This is a genomic window from Marinobacter nauticus (assembly GCF_003634635.1).
GTDB classification, from domain to species: domain Bacteria; phylum Pseudomonadota; class Gammaproteobacteria; order Pseudomonadales; family Oleiphilaceae; genus Marinobacter; species Marinobacter nauticus.
Map to the genome: position 1 here is coordinate 741,790 of NZ_RBJB01000004.1, position 16,283 is coordinate 758,072.

Genomic DNA, 16,283 nt, shown 5'->3' on the forward strand with positions numbered 1-16,283 from the left:
AGGCCACTATCAGGCCTGTTTCTGTTGAGGTTCGGGTTGCCAGACTCTGACATCAACCGCCTGGCCGTTCAAGACCGAGGTTCCCGAAACCGGATCCACCAGGGCATCATCCAACAGATCGTTGATGCTGACCCCGGCGTGGGACGATGCCACTGATTGGCCGGTGCCTGATCGATGGTGACCCCAACCGTGGGGGATGGACACCACACCCGGCATAATGTCTTCGGTGATTTCCACCGGGATCACCACGTCTCGCCCCTGAACCGAAACCTCGGCATGATTTCCGGGGTTCAACGCTCGTTTGCTGGCGTCGTCCGGGTGGATAAGCAGGGTGCAGCGGCCTTTGCCTTTGACCAGACGCTGGCTGTTGTGCATCCACGAGTTGTTGCTGCGTACATGGCGGCGGCCAATCAATAGCAGGCCGCCAGCGGGCGCAGATTCCAGGGTGGTCTGCATACGCTCCACATCCGCCAGATACCGGCGAGGGGCCATCTGGATCAGGCCGTCGCGGGTGAACAGACGCTCGGGCAATGCCGGCTGCAGAGGGCCGAGGTCGATGCCATTCGGCGCGGCTTTCAGAGCAGACAGCGACAGCCCTTTGGGCAATTCGTCCCAACGACGGTTCAGCGGGCTCAACCGGGCAAGGCCTTTGAGGGGGTTATGCTCTGGCAGGATGTCCATCACCAGTTCGATGGCGGTTTGGGCCAGTGGGCGCACCGGACCAGCATCGGCGCCGTAGGGGCCCGTGCGCAGGAGCAGGTCTAGAATGGGATCCGGCCCGAGTTTTTTAAACGCTCGCCAGCCCATTTCCGAGCGCATGGGTAGGCGCCCGTCTTTGCGTTGTTTTTCCAGACGGTGTGCCAGCTCCAGCAGAATCTGCCAGTCGTGCCGGGCGTCGTCCGCTGCCGGAAACAGGGCCTCGCTGTATTTGGCCACGTTGCGTACGGCGAACTGGCTGAAGATCAGATCGTAATGACTGCGCTCCAGGGCCGCCGTTGGCGGCAGAATGACATCGGCATGGCGGGTGGTTTCGTTCAGGTAGTAATCCACAGACACCATGAAATCGAGCCCCTCCAGGGCTGACTCCAGTCGCTGGCCGTTGGGGCTTGAAAGCACAGGGTTGCCGGCCACGGTCACAAAGGCACGGACCTGACCTTCGCCGGGTGTAAGCATTTCATCGGCCATGGTGCTGGCCGGATACTCTCCCGCAAATTCCGGCAGACCTCGAACCCGGCTGTGCCGCTTGCCAAAATGCCCGCGCTGCCCGGACATGGCGCCCAGTGCCACCAGGTCCACCGCCGGCTGGGTAAACAGTACGCCACCGGGTACATCCAGCTTACCGGTCAGGATATTCAGGCAGTAGGCCAGCCACGTGGTGGTGCCGCCAAACGCCTGGGTGCTGGTCCCCATTCGGGTATACAGGGCGGCCCGTGGGGTTTTGGCCAGCTGTCGCGCCAGCTGCCGGATGGCCTCAGCCTCAACGCCGGTGTGCCTGGTTACCGCTTCCGGTGAGAACGACAAGGCGGCAAGGCGCAGAAGATCCACATCTTTCACCAATCGTTCGGCGGCGCCGGCGTCCACCAGGTTTTCCTCGAACAGCGTGTGCACCATAGCCATCAGCAGGAAGGCATCGGTGCCGGGTCGGATAAAATGGAAGTCGTCGGCCAGGCGGGCGGTTTCAGTGCGCCGGGGATCAATCACCACGAGTTTCCCGCCCCGTTGACGCAGTGCTTTCAGGCGGCCCCGGATGTCCGGTACGGTCATCAGACTACCGTTTGAGGCCATTGGGTTGCCGCCAATACAGATAAACAGATCGGTATGGTCGATGTCCGGAATCGGAAACAGAATCTGGTGACCAAACATCTCCAGGCTGGCCAGCATGTGCGGTAGCTGGTCGTTGGAGGTGGCAGAGAAGCGATTCTGGGTGCCGATTGCCCGCAAAAACGGCATGGTGGTCATCAGGGCGCCGTGATTGTGGACATTGGGATTGCCCAGGTAGACCCCGATACTGTTCCGGCCGTAGGTTTTCCGAATTCCGTGAAGCTTCTCGGCAACCAGATCAAAGGCGTCCTCCCACGAGAGCTCTTCCCAGCCATGGGCAGTTTTGCGTATCGGCTTCTTCAGCCGCTCCGGGTCTTCATGCAGATCCTGAAGTGCGACCGCTTTGGGACAGATGTGGCCCTGGCTCAGAGGATCCTGGTCGTCGCCCTTGATACTGGTGATCTTGCCGTTGTTGACCTCAATGGCAACGCCACACATGGCTTCGCAGAGGTGACAGGTGCGGTAGTGGACGCCGTTTTCCATGCAGGCTCTCCCGGAATTCTTGTTGTTGGGTTTCATATTGCAACCAGATTATCAGGAAAACTACCCGGAATGAAAAACCGATTGTGATTGTGGCCCCAAAAGGCTAACAAAAAAGGCCAGTCCGGAGACTGGCCTGAGGAGGGTAGACCTGAGTAACCCGTGTTTTATTCGTACTGTGCCGGTAGGTCTTTGACCGGGTTGGAGATGAAGTTGAGGTAGGTGCCACCAACCGGAATCTCCAGCGGTAACTTGATGGTTACCAGGCCGATCTGAGAGATTCCCGCCGTGTTGGCTGTCACCAGAAGCTCATCCGCATTGCCAACAAAATTCACATTACGTTGCTCGATTTGCATACGCCCGTCATCAAAGAAGGTGATGTCTCCTTTGAGGTCGAGAGTGAATGGCCGGCCATAGAGATCATGGGTGCCGCCCAGTGGAATGACCATGTCTGGAGCGTCCAGCAGCAGGTCCGCCTTGGTGATGAACACTGGCTGTCCATTTTCGCCTTCAGCGATCACCCCGGGAATGAGTGAGTTGCGTGCGCAGTTGCTACCGGTGCACGAAGGATCATCTTTCGCGTAACGCATCCTGAGAACCTGGGTGTTTGTCACCGTTTCTTCCTGCAGTGGAATAAGGCCTGCCAGCTTGATCTTGGTGAAAACGCTGATGGAGCTGGTTGCGAGCAGTGTTGGATAGAGATCCACAAGAATGCCCTCGATCTCATCACCCTCAACGGTTGGATCCGGATCATAGGTACCGGGGCCTTTTACCTCGGTGTTAAGGGCGTAGGTCTGATAAATGAACTTGCTGCGAGGGCAGGAGACCCCTTCGCCGGCGTCACAACCGACCTGCGCCGGTACATTACCACCTGCAAGAGCGCTGGCTTGAGCTGTTTGATTGCGAACGGCCAGCTTGGTTGCGTTGGCAGAGGGAGCCCATCCCTCCGCATCACTGCCTTCATGGGCAAACGGCTCGAGGCAGTCGTCGGTATTCTCAAATGCCCGGTTACCCTTGCTGCTGTCATAGGGATTGCAGTCAATCAGGAAGTTCGAGTTGGTATCGCGAATGGGAAGGTTCCTCAGCGGTGTGAATACCGTCGAGACCGCTTCTGTGGCCGTAAAATAGATCACCAGCGGATCATTTCCACCATCCGGGTCGTTCAGACCCTCGAGCAGATCCGTTTTCAGAGCCAGGCCATCGGTGTCGCAGATTGCGCTGTAGCTCCCGGGCGAGCAGGCGCCAGAGCTCTCTGAGGATGCCAGGGTATAACGATAGTGAGCACCGGGTTCCCAGGGTTGATCCGGAAAGAACCGCACCCGCTGAGTGTTTTTCTCTAGCCGTCCGGGCACGCTCTCGACAACGCTCACAGTTCCCGCGCCGATACCGGACTGAGTCACTTTCTCAACGGCGAAGGTCTGGCCGAGAATAAAGGAGTTGATGTCCATCGATTTTGAGAAAACCACGGTGATGGGCCGATCCGCCGGCATTTCACTTACCGGCATGGTGTCGACTGTTGCTGCCCGTCCTCCGTTATAGGCATCGCCCCTCACATCATAGCACTGGCCAAGCACGCCATTGGCAAGGTCCAGTGCGCTGTGATTGGTTTCGCAGGGGAAACCGGGATAGGTAGTAAGTGCCAGTGGCGGGCGAACCTCAACGTTGTTGCCTTTGATGGGATCCAGTGAGAAGGTCAGCGTATCCAGGGCGACGACATTCCCGGCCAGATCGGAGACGCCGTTGACGCTCACATCATAGGTTTTGCCATGTTCCAGACCGCCGGCTTTGTTCAGGGTTACCGTGGTGCCGTCGATAGCATGCTGAACGTCAATCGGGGTGCCGTTTTCCGACACCGTGATGCCAGTTTCGATTGATTTCGGATCAAGCGGCTCATCAAAGAACAGAATGATCGGGTCGCCCGGGCGCTGCATGGACTGCCGGGTTGCCGGAACGGCGTTCGCAGGGCCGGGCATCCAGCTCACCAGGCTGGGTGGTGTGGCATCCAGTTCCCGCAGGTTCTCGGCATCCAGTACCGAGTCGGCATCGGTTGCGGCCTGCAGATGGAAGGCAATGGTGGAATCGGTGAATTCCTGACCCAGCAGGTTTGGTTCCACCATGCCGATGGCGTCGATGGTCAGAACGCCGTCCCGAACCAGAGCAATGCCGCGCAGTTCAACCCCCATCAGATCCTGGGACAGCGCGGCATTCGGCTGTGCTGCCTCCGTGTTCATGGATACGTCCATAAACAGGGTGATATGCCGCGGGGCATTGATGTCATCGGTGTACTGGTTCGGGCTCATGTAGCCGGATGCATCCGAGAGCATGGTCACTTTGATGGTGCCGGTTTGCTGGTCTTCGCCGGTCGCGGCATCCAAAACCTGTACCTTGCCACCCACGAGTACGTTCAGGCTGGTGCTCTTCAGCACACTGCCCTTGGGAATGCGCAGCGGCAGTGCTTCGTCAGCATCAAACGCCGGGGCGTAGGCGAGCTCGGCAAACAGGTCCCCGGTTTGTTGAGAGGGGCCGGCTTCGCCCTGGAGTACTGAGTTGAGCGTTACCGCATTGAGGGCCTGGCCGTTGAGCACAGAGCTCAGCTCACCGTTGCCGGAATCTACGGCGGTTTGTTGCAACACAACCGTTGGGCCGGTCTCTCTCGGGGTAAAGGTGAATTCCCCGGTGAAGCGGTTGTCCTCACTGCTGTCGGTCAGGCTGGCGAGGTTGGTCAAATGCAGGGTATAGGTTTCACCGGTGTCGAGAATATCCTGCTTGCTGCCGCACTGCGACAGTTCGGGGGTTACGCAGGGGTCAACCGTAATGCGGTTGCCTTTAACCAGTACCGTCGCCGGAACCTCTTCACCGCTGGCGTCCTTTAACTGAATACTGCCGCCGAGTGATTGCCATTCAGGATGGACCGGTTGCGTCATGGCAAACCGGAAGGTCGAAAAATTCATGGCCTGGAATGGGCTGTCGCTGGCGGGTACTTGCCAGGCAATGTCGAAAGTGTCTGCGGTGTTGGCCAGCCCCGCGAGACCCGCATAGGCGCCACGGGTTGCGAACTGGATGCCGTCATCACCAGTAGCGTTCGGAGTAGTGATTTGCCGGCCGCCCTCGGCGGCCAGCGGCTCCTGGAAGGTTACGGTGAATTCTTCGCCGGTCGCAAGCGGGTTAGCAGGCTCAAGCTTCAGACTTTTGCCATTATCGATCAAGGTCACGGTAAATGGCTGGAGCTGGTCGTTACTCTGCAGGGTGATCTTGTTCTGCAGGGTTGCTTCATCATCGGTAATCGCATGAGAGAAGCGCAGCACGATGTCGGCTTTCGGGCTGATATCAGCCTGCCCATCCATCGGGAAGGAATAGACCATCGAGCCGGGTCTGGGTTTTTCGTCAATGGACTGTTTGTCGCCACCGCCGCAGGCGGCCAGCAAAATGGCCGGAATCAGTGCCAGGGTCTTGTTGTACTTCATGGCAAGCCTCCTCAGAACTTCAGGGTGATGGATCCGCTGAATACGTGGATATCACCATCGGCAGTGACACTGGTTTCGTCACCGTCATAGTCCACCACGGTGAAGTCGCGCTCCTGCAGTTGCTGGTACTGATAGCCCAGGTCGAGCCGCACCGGGTAGGCGAGCAGGCGGGTTCGGTCGTAAGTGGCACTGATACCAAGGCCAACCACCAGTTTGTCGGTATCCAGGTAGTTGAGCTCCGGATTACGAGTGGTTTTAAGGGGAGACTCTTCGTAGGCAACACCGCCACGAAGGGCGAAGTTCTTGTTCAACTGATATTCCGCACCAAGGCGGGGAATCAGGATGTCGTCGAAACCGATCCGGTTTCCGGAGGCCACGGAACCTTGATCCTTGATGGAGTCGCCGCTGAATTCGTCTTCCAGTTCCGACCAGTTCTGTTGTTCGATACTGCCGCCGATGCGCCAGCCGTCACCCGAGTATTGGGTGCCGATGGCAATCGTTTCCGGCTGGAATGAGTCGATGGTTGTCACCGCCAGGCTGAGCCCGGGATCCGGGATGGTCTGGGTCACGATGATGTTGGAGTCGACTGTGGTTGAGGCCGACGACTTCGTCCGGTAGGTCACCGCCGTTTCCCATCCGTTCAGGAAGCAGTCAGATTCAGGACAAAATGTGCTACCCAGATCGATGTTCGTACCCAGAATGGTCTTCAGAGAAGGCTCGGCATTGACCGCAAGGCGCTCACGGCTGGTTTCGCCGCCCAGCGTCGAGACGGCATCAAGATTAGCGGTCGCTTCGAGCGTTACCCGAACCGAAGCACCGGCGGAAATGCCGCGCCAGATCGGTGTTGCGCCCCCGATGTTAAGAAACAAAGGCTCTTTCCCGTACTGAAGGAACTGTCCGCTTTCGCTGGTCTCTGAGCTGAATGCCAGCATTTCCTTACCGTACTTCTCCACGCCGGCAATAAAACCGAGGTAGATGGGGTGCCCGAACCGGGTGAGTGAACCAAGGTTGGTCTTCATGCCGATCAAAACGTGTTGGCTCGGAGAGTCCGAGACAATGTCACCGCTGGCGTTGGGATTGTCGGAACGCAGCTCCTGTTCGGAATGAAGGATACCCGCCGTAAGCTCGCCACGAGGATCTTTGGTCAGTGCTGCCGGGTTGTAGTAGGTGGCAGAAACCTGCTCGTTGAACATTGAGAGGGACTGGGCGGTGGCCACATCGACCGGCATCACACCGTAACTGGTACCCAGGTTGCCCATACTGGCACTGGCGGGCATGGACAGGGGGGCGGAAACTGCTGCAACGGCAAGGGATACCGCCCGTACTGAGAATCGGGGGGAAAGAACCATGTATACACTCCGTTCACTCATTGTTTTTGTGCTCAGTCCCTAGGGATTCCTTTCAGGACTGGTACGCTTGTTCAGGTTTAAGTGTATGAGGCTTGTCTGATCGGGACGTTGGCATTTTTGACACGACAGGGTGTCGGTAGGACCACGTAGCTCAAGGGTTGCCTAAAACGGCTGAAAACTCATGGGGTTAAGAAGTGGGGTTCTGTGTATTTCTGTTGCTTAATGTTTACTGTTTTGTGAACGGGCACAAAAAAGCTCCCCGGTGGGAGCTTTGGAATGATGCAAAAATCTTCGACAGTCAGGCTGGAGTAGTTCGATGAGGTCCAGCGCGATAGAACGGAGTGGTGGGCCCAGCTGGACTCGAACCAGCGACCAAGGGATTATGAGTCCCCTGCTCTAACCAACTGAGCTATAGGCCCGGAAAAGAAAACGGGCGCCATTATACCCACGAGGGGTGGCGCCCGCTACTGTCTTGCGGATTAACCGTTGCCCTGGTCGTCAATGAAGCCGCGCAGGTGATCGGAGCGGGAAGGGTGGCGCAGTTTGCGCAGGGCCTTGGCTTCGATCTGACGGATACGCTCCCGGGTGACGTCGAACTGTTTGCCGACTTCTTCCAGAGTGTGGTCGGTGTTCATCTCGATACCGAAGCGCATGCGCAGTACTTTGGATTCCCGAGCGGTCAGGCCGGCCAGCACGGAGCGGGTGGCTTCGCGCAGGCCTTCAGCGGTGGCAGAATCCACTGGCGACAGAGCCTGGATATCTTCGATGAAATCGCCCAGATGGCTGTCTTCGTCGTCACCAATGGGTGTTTCCATGGAGATCGGCTCCTTGGCGATCTTCAGCACCTTGCGGATCTTGTCTTCCGGCATATCCATGCGCTCGCCCAGCTCCTCGGGTGTGGGCTCGCGGCCCATCTCCTGCAGCATCTGGCGGGAGATGCGGTTGAGCTTGTTGATCGTCTCGATCATGTGCACCGGAATCCGGATCGTGCGGGCCTGATCCGCGATGGAGCGGGTGATGGCCTGGCGAATCCACCAGGTAGCGTAGGTGGAGAACTTGTAGCCACGACGGTACTCGAACTTGTCCACCGCCTTCATCAGGCCAATGTTGCCTTCCTGGATCAGATCGAGGAACTGCAGGCCGCGGTTGGTGTATTTCTTGGCGATGGAAATAACCAGACGCAGGTTGGCCTCAACCATTTCCTTTTTGGCGCGGCGGGCTTTCGCCTCACCGATAGACACCCGGCGGTTGATTTCCTTGATGTCGGCTACGTCCAGATCCACTTCGGTCTGAACGTTCTGGATGCGCTTCTGCAGGCGAACGATTTCATCTACACGCTCACCGATCGCGGCCGCATAGGGCTTTTTGGTGGCGGCAATTTCGCCGGCCCACTCAAGATCAGTTTCGTTGCCCGGGAACCATTTGATGAAGTCTTTGCGCGGCATTTTGCAGTCGCGTACACAGATCTGCATGATGGCGCGCTCATTCTCGCGGACCAGGTCGTTGGTTGAACGAACGACGTTCACCAGTTCGTCAAACGCCTTGTTGGCCAGCTTGAACGGGGCGAAAACCTGGCCCAGTTCGTTCAGGGCTTCCTGGGTTTTCTTGTGCCCACGGCCGTGTTTGGCCAAGGCCTTCTCGGCAGCGTCCAGCTTCTCTTTCAGCAGCTCGAAGCGCAGCCGGGTTTCTTCCGGATCTGGCCCGTTGTCGTTGTCGTCTTCGCTGGAGGTGTCGTCATCGTCGTCATCGCTGCTGGTATCGCTGTCATCAGCAGAGGTGTCTTCGGTGCTGGTGTCTTCACCCATGAACGGCTCGGCGTCGTCCGGGTCGAGGAAGCCGGTGACGATGTCGCTGATGCGACCTTCATTCTCGATGATGCGGTCGTAGGCCTGAATCACGGTGCCGGCGGTGCCCGGGAAATGTGCTACAGCGGCCATGACATCGCGAATGCCTTCCTCGATGCGCTTGGCGATGACAATTTCGCCTTCGCGGGTCAGCAGCTCAACGGTGCCCATCTCGCGCATGTACATGCGCACCGGATCGGTGGTGCGGCCAGCGTCGGTCTCAACGGCGGCAAGAGCAGCAGCGGCTTCGGCGGCAGCAGCTTCGTCGGCAGTGGAGTCACCTTCGGTCATCAGCAGGGTATCCGCGTCTGGTGTCTCTTCGCACACCTGGATACCCATGTCGTTGATCATCCGGATAATGTCTTCAACCTGATCCGGATCTGCGATATCTTCCGGGAGGTGATCGTTTACCTCGGCGTAAGTCAGGTAACCTTGTTCCTTGCCTCGTGCGATGAGGTCTTTCAAACGTGATTTCTGCGAATTGCCTGACATAGACACCCTGTGAACTCGCTTTTAAAAAGGAAAAAAGTTAAACAGCCATTATAGCTGTCGCTCGGTTGCGCTGCCACCGAATGGTTAGATGGTGATCAGGGCAACAGGTTTCAAGTGCTCAGCTTTCAGCCTTCGGATTTAACGTACCGGCGCTGAGCGTTCGCAGCTCCTCCCGTTCTTCCGGGGAAAGCTGTGCCAGGTTCCGGAGCAGGGTTGCCAGCCTCTGCTGACGCGCGGCCTCTTCATTCGGGCTTAACAGCTCTCTGGCAGCCGCCAGTGTGCTTTCCCGGGCCGGTATGTGCTCCAGTTCGTCAAACAGGTTGTAAAACCTGTCCCTGGCCTGTTTGTTCGTGGCCAGCCCCGCGACCAGTGTCTTGCGGGTCTGAATTTTTTCTTCCAGTAACCAGCGGGCAAAACGCCCCGCGCGTTCAAGCTGCCGGGTGCTGTCTGCCAGAGCTTTCACTTCGGTTGCCAGTTCCGGTGCTTCCAGCAAGGCCAGGCACAAGGTGCTGTCTTTGCTGAGTTTTACGTCAATCCGCTCTTCCGTGGGCCGGCTTTGGCCTTCACCGCGCCAGCCCCGTGCCTTGTAATTCTGGCCCTGCTGGCGGTTCTGCCACTGGTTGCGGCCGCCGCAAAGGCGCAGCATTTCGTGCCACATGGCGTCCCGCAACGTGCTGCGGGGCATCTTGTTCAGCAAGGGCTCAACCCGTGCCCGAAGTTCGCCTCGGTGTTCGGGCAACTGCAGATCAAGGCCCTCGCTCTGGCGATCAAACAGATAGCGTGAGAAGGGTGTGGCGCCCTCAATACGCTTCTGAAATGCGTCCGGCCCTTCTTTGCGCACCAGTGTGTCCGGGTCTTCGCCTTCTGGCAGCATGAGGAACTGTAGGTGCAGCCCGTCTGCCATCAGTTCCAGGGCATTCTCCATGGCCCTGTCCGCTGCCCGAAAACCTGCCTGGTCGCCGTCAAAACAGAACACGATATGCCGAACGTGCCGAAGCAGTGCGGTCAGGCTGTCCTGGTTGGTGGCCGTCCCCAGAGTCGCCACCGCGTAATGGATGCCGTGCTGGGCCAGCGCAATCACATCCATATAGCCTTCGACCACCAGCAACTTGTCCAGTTGTCGAATGGCTTGCCGGGCCTCGAACAGGCCGTAGATTTCCCGGCTCTTGTGGAAAACGTCCGATTCCGGCGAGTTAATGTACTTGGCCTTGTCGTCGCCCAGCGTGCGCCCGCCGAAGGCGATGGTTTTGCCTCGGGTGTTCCGGATGGGAAACATAACCCGGTTGCGGAACAGATCCCTGGGGCGGCCGTACTGGTCCGACACCGTGCGGGTCTCAATCAGTGGTGCTTTAAGATCCTTCGGGGCGGCGTCGTAAAGTGCCGTGCCGGTGCCCGGTGCAAAACCAATCTGATACTGCTGGATAATGTTTTCATCCAGTCCCCGCTGCTTCAGGTAGTCCCGGGCATAACCGCCTTGCTGACTGGTCAGTGCTGAGTGATAGAACCGGTTGGCAAACTCCAGGGCATCGGTCAGTGTCCGCGCCTGTTGCATTTCCTGTTTGGCAGCTCGGTCGTACGGCACTTCCAGCCCGGCACGCTTGGCCAGTTCTTCTACCGCTTCGGTAAAACCCAGGCCCTCAAATTCGCGAACAAAGCTGATGGCATCGCCATGGGCTCCACAGCCAAAGCAGTGATAGAAGCCTTTGTCCGGTCGAACGTTAAATGATGGCGTCTTCTCGTCGTGAAACGGGCAGCAGGCCTTGAAGTTGGCTCCGGCTTTTTTCAGCGTGATGCGCGAACCGATCAGCTCCGCCAGATCAATGCGATCCAGCAGGTCTTCAACAAAGCGTTGAGGGATCAATCCGCTCATGGTGGCTCCACTTCAGCCGGGGTGCCGGGTGCGAAGGCATTTTCGCCATAGCCAAAAATGCCGCCGAAGCCAGGCCTCGGCGGCATTTTCAGCTTGCCGGGTGGGGCGAAACGCCGTTCCGGCAATCAGTTGTGCAGTCGATGCGCGCCTGAACTCAGTACAGACGCTCGAACTTGCGCTGTTCCCGCTGAAGCTTCTTGAGATGACGCTTAACGGCAGCAGCTGCTTTACGCTTACGAACAGCGGTCGGCTTCTCGTAGTGCTCACGACGACGTACTTCAGACAGTACACCGGCCTTCTCGCAGGAACGCTTGAAGCGACGCAGTGCTACGTCAAACGGCTCATTCTCTTTCACTTTAACAGCTGGCATTCGAAAATCACCTACCTGATAGATTCGGTTTCAATTTGTTCCGTCGGCCAGTGCCGTACGGGCTCGATCCCTGGTCAGATTGGCTAAAACTCGACCAGTGCTAATTTAGGGCGGCAATGATAGCCGCTGGGCTGGCCAAGGTCAATCACTGTTCAACGAAACTGCCGGAAGCTTTCGGGTTTCTGCTAAAATGCCGCCCACGTACCCGACACCCCTTGGATATAGTGCCCATTATGCTGATTCTTGGTATTGAAACCTCCTGCGATGAGACCGGTGTAGCCCTGTTTGACGCTCAGCAGGGGCTGCTGGCCCATGCCCTTTACAGTCAAATCGGTATGCACGCCGATTATGGCGGCGTGGTGCCTGAGCTGGCCTCCCGGGATCATGTCCGCAAGTTGCTTCCTTTATGCGATGAGGTACTGGCTCAAGCCGGTAAAGCCCGTTCCGATATCGAAGGTATCGCCTATACCGCCGGGCCGGGGTTAGTGGGTGCCCTGATGGTGGGCGGCTCGGTGGCGCATGCCTTGGGGTTTGCACTGGGGATTCCGGTGTTGGGAGTGCATCACATGGAAGGTCACCTGCTGGCGCCCATGCTGGAGGACAATCCGCCGGCGTTCCCGTTTGTCGCGCTGCTGGTGTCCGGTGGCCATACCCAGTTAGTGCGGGTGGATGGCATTGGTGAGTACCAGATGCTGGGTGAATCGGTGGATGATGCCGCCGGCGAGGCGTTCGATAAAACTGCGAAAATGCTGGGGCTGGATTATCCGGGTGGCCCCCGGGTAGCTGCCCTTGCGGAAAAGGGTCGAGAGGGGCAGTACCGTTTTCCCCGCCCGATGACCGATCGTCCCGGCCTGGATTTTTCCTTCAGCGGGCTGAAAACCTACACCCTGAACACCGTGAACGACGCACAAGATAAAGGTACGCTGGATGAGCAGGTAAAAGCGGACATTGCTCTGGCGTTCGAAGCTGCAGTAGTTGATACCCTGGTCATCAAATGTCGCAGAGCCCTGGAGCAAACCGAATGTAAGCGGCTGGTCATTGCCGGCGGGGTCAGCGCCAACAAGCGATTGCGGGCGGCACTGGAGGCCATGGCAGAAAAGCTGCGTGGTTCGGTGTTCTACGCTCGTCCGGAGTTCTGCACCGACAACGGTGCCATGATTGCCTATGCCGGTGCGCAGCGGCTAAAGGCCGGTCAGCAGGATGGCGAGCGGATTGTGGCGGTACCCCGGTGGCCGATGAATACCCTGCCGCCGGTGGCGGAACCTCGTCACAACGGCCTTGTGGACTAGCCGGGCGGGAACTTAGAGCCCGGTTTCCCGCCCCTGGGCCAGGCGAATCAGGTTGTTGCGGTGACGCACCACAATCAGCAGGGTCAGCAGTCCGAACAGGGGCAGGGTTTCCGGTTCCAGCAGGGCGCTGATGAGCGGGCCGCTGGTGATTGCCACCAGAGAGGCCACGGCTGAAATGCGCCAGCGCCACATTACGCCCAGCCACAAGCCTGCCATGATGGCGGTGGTGAGCGGCGCCAGTGCCAACCCTGCCCCGAGGGCCGTGGCAACACCTTTGCCCCCTTTGAACCGATAGAATGCCGGGATCATGTGTCCGGTCACCGCGCACAGGGCAATCATGGCCTGCACCAGAATGGACATGCCAAGGCTTTGACCGAGCCAGACGGGCAACCAGCCCTTGAACGCATCCAGCACCAGGGTTGCCAGCGCGGGTTGCCAGCCACCTGCCCGGTACACATTGGTGGCTCCGGGGTTGCCGGAACCCAGGGCGCGAGGATCTGGCAGTTTCCAGAGGCGGCACACTGGTATCGCGAACAGCACGGAGCCCGCCAGATAAGCGCTGGTGCAAAGCAAGACAATCGCAACGGGTTGGCTAAAGACGTCCATGGCGTAACCGCTGTACAGAGACTGGGCCCTGTGTTCTGTGAGAAAATGCCGCCCGCATCAAGGCAGGCTGGTTGTCCGTCACAGTATCGTCTGCCTGTGTAATATTCAATCAGCCATCAGTGGAAGGCTCGGGAGACCGGTTTGGCAAATGGCAAATGGGACACAGTCCTGATTGAAGGACTGGCGGTGGAAACCGTGATCGGGGTGTACGATTGGGAACGCGAAGTCACACAGCGGCTACTGGTGGATCTGGAACTGGCGTGGGATAACTCGGTGCCCGGCGCCAGTGACGATGTTGCCGATGCGCTTGATTACGCCGCCGTTAGCGAGCGGGTCAGTCAGTGCCTGCAAACGCTGCAGCCGGAGTTGCTGGAGCGGGCCGCAGAGGAAGTTGCCCGTTTGCTGCAGGGCGAGTTTGGCGTGCGTTGGCTGAGGCTGACGTTGAGCAAGCCCGGTGCTGTGCCGGCCGCACGCTCGGTGGGCGTGAGAATTGAGCGGGGGGCACGGGCATGAAACGTGTATACATCAGTATCGGCAGTAATATTGAACGCTATCGCCATGTCAGCGCGGCGCTGGATGCTCTGGCCGGTTGGTTTGGAGAATTGGCCATTTCTCCGGTTTACGAGAGCGAATCGGTCGGCTTCGATGGCTCGGATTTTCTGAACCTGGTGGTGGGTGTGGATACCGATATGTCGGTAGGAGAGCTTTCCCGGCGCTTCAAAAAACTCGAGGCAGACAACGGCCGCAAAGCTTCGGCGCCCAAGTTCAGTCCAAGGACTCTGGATCTGGATATTCTCACCTGGGGCGATGCGACCGGCACCCTTGATGGGGTTGAACTGCCCCGGGCTGAAATCCTAAAAAACGCATTTGTCCTGAGGCCGCTGGCCGATATTGCTCCGGACGAATTGCACCCTGTGTGCGGAGAGAGCTATCGCAGCCTCTGGCAGTCTTACCAGAAGGACCAGAAGCTCTGGCCCGTCGATTTCACCTGGCAGGGGCGTCAGATCTCAAGTTCCGGAGCGGTCGCGGAATAACCGGATCAGGTTGTCGGTGGCGCTGTCTCCAGCGCTGCCATCTTCACTCTCGCCCAGCAGTTTCGGAAGAATTTCGTTGCCAATCTGTTTGCCCAGCTCCACGCCCCATTGATCAAAGCAATCAATATCCCAGATAACGCTCTGCACGAAGGTGCGGTGTTCATAAAGTGCAATCAGTGCCCCCAGGGTGTGCGGAGTCAGGCGTTCCATCAGCAGGATGTTGCAGGGCCGGTTACCGGGAATGGCCTTGTGTGGGGCCAGCTGGCGGGCGGCATCACCATCAAGACCGCCGGCCAGCAGTTCCTGTTCGGCCTCTGCTTCCGTCTTTCCGGCCATCATGGCCCGTGCCTGAGACAGACAATTGGCAAACAGAGCAGCATGGTGGCTGGCCACCGGATTGTGGGACCTCAGGGGAATGATGAAGTCGGCAGGAATCAGCCGGGTACCCTGATGAATCAGTTGGTGATAGGCGTGCTGGCCGTTAGCTCCCACGCCGCCCCAGAGCACGGGCCCGGTAGGGTAATCCACGCTGATGCCATTCTGGGTTACGCGCTTGCCGTTACTCTCCATATCCAGCTGCTGAAGGTGCTCCGGCAGGTATTTCAGGTATTCGTCATAGGGCAGTACCGCATGGCTCTCGGCGCCCCAGAAATTGTTGTACCACACGCTGAGCATGGCCATGATTACCGGCAGGTTTTCCCGCTCGGGCGCTTCCCTGAAATGGGAGTCCATGGCATATGCACCGGCGAGTAGCTCCCGGAATGCCGCCATGCCAAGCGTTAACGCAATCGGCAGGCCGATGGCGGACCAGAGGGAATAACGACCACCTACCCAATCCCACATGGGAAAGGTGTTGGCGGGTTCGATGCCGAACCGGGCCGCTTCTTCGACGTTGGCCGTGACTGCCATGAAATGCTGGGAGACCGAGGCTGCGTTGCCACCATTATCGAGAAACCATTGCCGGGCGAGCAGGCTGTTCTCCAGGGTTTCCTGGGTACGGAAGGATTTTGACTGCACCAGAAACAGCGTGGTGTCCGGATTCAGGCATGCCAGGGTTTCGGTAATGTCGGTGCCATCGATGTTGGCGACAAAGTGACAGTTAATGGAGCCCTGCCAGTACGGGCGTAGCGCCTCGACGGCCAGCTTCGGCCCGAGAAACGAGCCTCCGATGCCAATACTGACAACGTCGGTAAAACGGGCGCCGGAGTGGCCGGTGCGTTCACCACTGTGAATGCTTTCAACCAGCGCTTCCATCTTCCCCAGTGTGCGATGGATTTCGGGAATGACGTTGTCGCCGTTCACCCGAACCTCGCCCTGTTCACCCTCACGAAGGGCGGTGTGCAGGGCGGGGCGTTGTTCCGTGAGGTTCACCAGACCGCCCCGGAACAAGGCCGTACGACGTTCCTCCAGACCACAGGCCCGGGCCAGGTTGAGCAGAGCCTCCAGCACTTCGTCCGTCAGCCGGTTGCGGGAGAAATCCAGCGACAGGCCTGCACCCTCTACCAGGTAACGCTGGGCACGGCCCGGATCCTGCTGAAACAGCTCCCGCATGGGTAGGTGTTCGAGCCGGGCTTTGGCGTCGTTGAGAGCTTGCCATTCTGCTCGGCTGGTGAGCGCAGGGTGTTTCTCAGGCATCAGGGGGTCCCTTCCGTTGTCTGGGGGTG

11 protein-coding genes and 1 tRNA gene are annotated in these 16,283 nt (G+C 58.6%); 3 read left to right on the forward strand and 9 right to left on the reverse strand.

Features of this window, described 5'->3' with window-relative positions; all coding sequences use genetic code 11:
• Positions 1-9: 9 nt before the first annotated feature.
• The 7 genes from C7436_RS14770 to rpsU all read right to left on the reverse strand — a co-directional run bounded on the left by C7436_RS14770 (position 10) and on the right by rpsU (position 11,690).
• Positions 10-2,304, reverse strand: coding sequence for a molybdopterin-dependent oxidoreductase (locus tag C7436_RS14770; protein WP_121208284.1), 2,295 nt, complete (start codon positions 2,302-2,304; stop codon positions 10-12).
• A gap of 164 nt (positions 2,305-2,468) precedes the next feature.
• Complete coding sequence (locus C7436_RS14775) at positions 2,469-5,765, reverse strand: Ig-like domain-containing domain (RefSeq protein ID WP_121208285.1); 3,297 nt, start codon at positions 5,763-5,765, stop codon at positions 2,469-2,471.
• Between the two features lie 11 nt (positions 5,766-5,776).
• Positions 5,777-7,114 carry an alkane uptake protein AupA gene (gene aupA, locus C7436_RS14780; protein WP_121208286.1) on the reverse strand — a complete coding sequence of 446 codons (1,338 nt, stop codon included), beginning with the start codon at positions 7,112-7,114 and terminating at the stop codon, positions 5,777-5,779.
• Positions 7,115-7,456: 342 nt separating this feature from the next.
• Positions 7,457-7,533: transfer RNA gene (locus tag C7436_RS14785), tRNA-Ile, on the reverse strand.
• 60 nt (positions 7,534-7,593) lie between these two features.
• The gene (rpoD, locus tag C7436_RS14790; RefSeq protein ID WP_011784189.1) at positions 7,594-9,450 is read right to left on the reverse strand and encodes an RNA polymerase sigma factor RpoD; all 1,857 of its coding nucleotides are present in this window, start codon (positions 9,448-9,450) and stop codon (positions 7,594-7,596) included.
• Between the two features lie 118 nt (positions 9,451-9,568).
• Positions 9,569-11,320, reverse strand: a complete 1,752-nt coding sequence (dnaG, locus tag C7436_RS14795; protein ID WP_121208287.1) for a DNA primase — start codon at positions 11,318-11,320, stop codon at positions 9,569-9,571.
• Positions 11,321-11,474: 154 nt separating this feature from the next.
• Positions 11,475-11,690, reverse strand: a complete 216-nt coding sequence (rpsU, locus tag C7436_RS14800) for a 30S ribosomal protein S21 (RefSeq protein ID WP_007153483.1) — start codon at positions 11,688-11,690, stop codon at positions 11,475-11,477.
• 233 nt (positions 11,691-11,923) lie between these two features.
• Here rpsU and tsaD point away from each other — a divergent pair, with 233 nt between their 5' ends.
• A complete protein-coding gene (tsaD, locus tag C7436_RS14805; RefSeq protein ID WP_121208288.1) occupies positions 11,924-12,979 on the forward strand; it encodes a tRNA (adenosine(37)-N6)-threonylcarbamoyltransferase complex transferase subunit TsaD in 1,056 nt (351 codons plus the stop codon).
• Between the two features lie 12 nt (positions 12,980-12,991).
• On the opposite strand, the gene plsY is transcribed toward tsaD, so the two are convergent.
• Positions 12,992-13,585, reverse strand: coding sequence for a glycerol-3-phosphate 1-O-acyltransferase PlsY (plsY, locus tag C7436_RS14810; protein WP_121208289.1), 594 nt, complete (start codon positions 13,583-13,585; stop codon positions 12,992-12,994).
• Positions 13,586-13,726: 141 nt separating this feature from the next.
• On the opposite strand from plsY, the gene folB reads away from it, so the two are divergent.
• Both folB and folK read left to right on the forward strand, forming a co-directional pair.
• Complete coding sequence (folB, locus tag C7436_RS14815) at positions 13,727-14,098, forward strand: dihydroneopterin aldolase (protein WP_121208290.1); 372 nt, start codon at positions 13,727-13,729, stop codon at positions 14,096-14,098.
• Positions 14,095-14,619, forward strand: a complete 525-nt coding sequence (folK, locus tag C7436_RS14820) for a 2-amino-4-hydroxy-6-hydroxymethyldihydropteridine diphosphokinase (protein WP_011784194.1) — start codon at positions 14,095-14,097, stop codon at positions 14,617-14,619. Before folB ends, folK begins: the two co-directional genes overlap by 4 nt.
• Here the strand turns inward: folK and pgi are convergent.
• A complete protein-coding gene (gene pgi, locus C7436_RS14825; RefSeq protein WP_121208291.1) occupies positions 14,593-16,254 on the reverse strand; it encodes a glucose-6-phosphate isomerase in 1,662 nt (553 codons plus the stop codon). The two genes, folK and pgi, sit on opposite strands and share 27 nt — an antisense overlap.
• Between the last annotated feature and the right edge of the window lie 29 nt (positions 16,255-16,283).

What these genes read in the sequence shown, in the direction of transcription:
- pgi (WP_121208291.1), bottom strand. Translation starts at nt 16,254, where the DNA reads ATGCCTGAGAAACACCCTGCGCTCACCAGCCGAGCAGAATGGCAAGCT.
- tsaD (WP_121208288.1), top strand. Translation starts at nt 11,924, where the DNA reads ATGCTGATTCTTGGTATTGAAACCTCCTGCGATGAGACCGGTGTAGCC.
- rpsU (WP_007153483.1), bottom strand. Translation starts at nt 11,690, where the DNA reads ATGCCAGCTGTTAAAGTGAAAGAGAATGAGCCGTTTGACGTAGCACTG.
- C7436_RS14770 (WP_121208284.1), bottom strand. Translation starts at nt 2,304, where the DNA reads ATGGAAAACGGCGTCCACTACCGCACCTGTCACCTCTGCGAAGCCATG.
- aupA (WP_121208286.1), bottom strand. Translation starts at nt 7,114, where the DNA reads ATGGTTCTTTCCCCCCGATTCTCAGTACGGGCGGTATCCCTTGCCGTT.
- plsY (WP_121208289.1), bottom strand. Translation starts at nt 13,585, where the DNA reads ATGGACGTCTTTAGCCAACCCGTTGCGATTGTCTTGCTTTGCACCAGC.
- rpoD (WP_011784189.1), bottom strand. Translation starts at nt 9,450, where the DNA reads ATGTCAGGCAATTCGCAGAAATCACGTTTGAAAGACCTCATCGCACGA.
- dnaG (WP_121208287.1), bottom strand. Translation starts at nt 11,320, where the DNA reads ATGAGCGGATTGATCCCTCAACGCTTTGTTGAAGACCTGCTGGATCGC.
- C7436_RS14775 (WP_121208285.1), bottom strand. Translation starts at nt 5,765, where the DNA reads ATGAAGTACAACAAGACCCTGGCACTGATTCCGGCCATTTTGCTGGCC.
- folK (WP_011784194.1), top strand. Translation starts at nt 14,095, where the DNA reads ATGAAACGTGTATACATCAGTATCGGCAGTAATATTGAACGCTATCGC.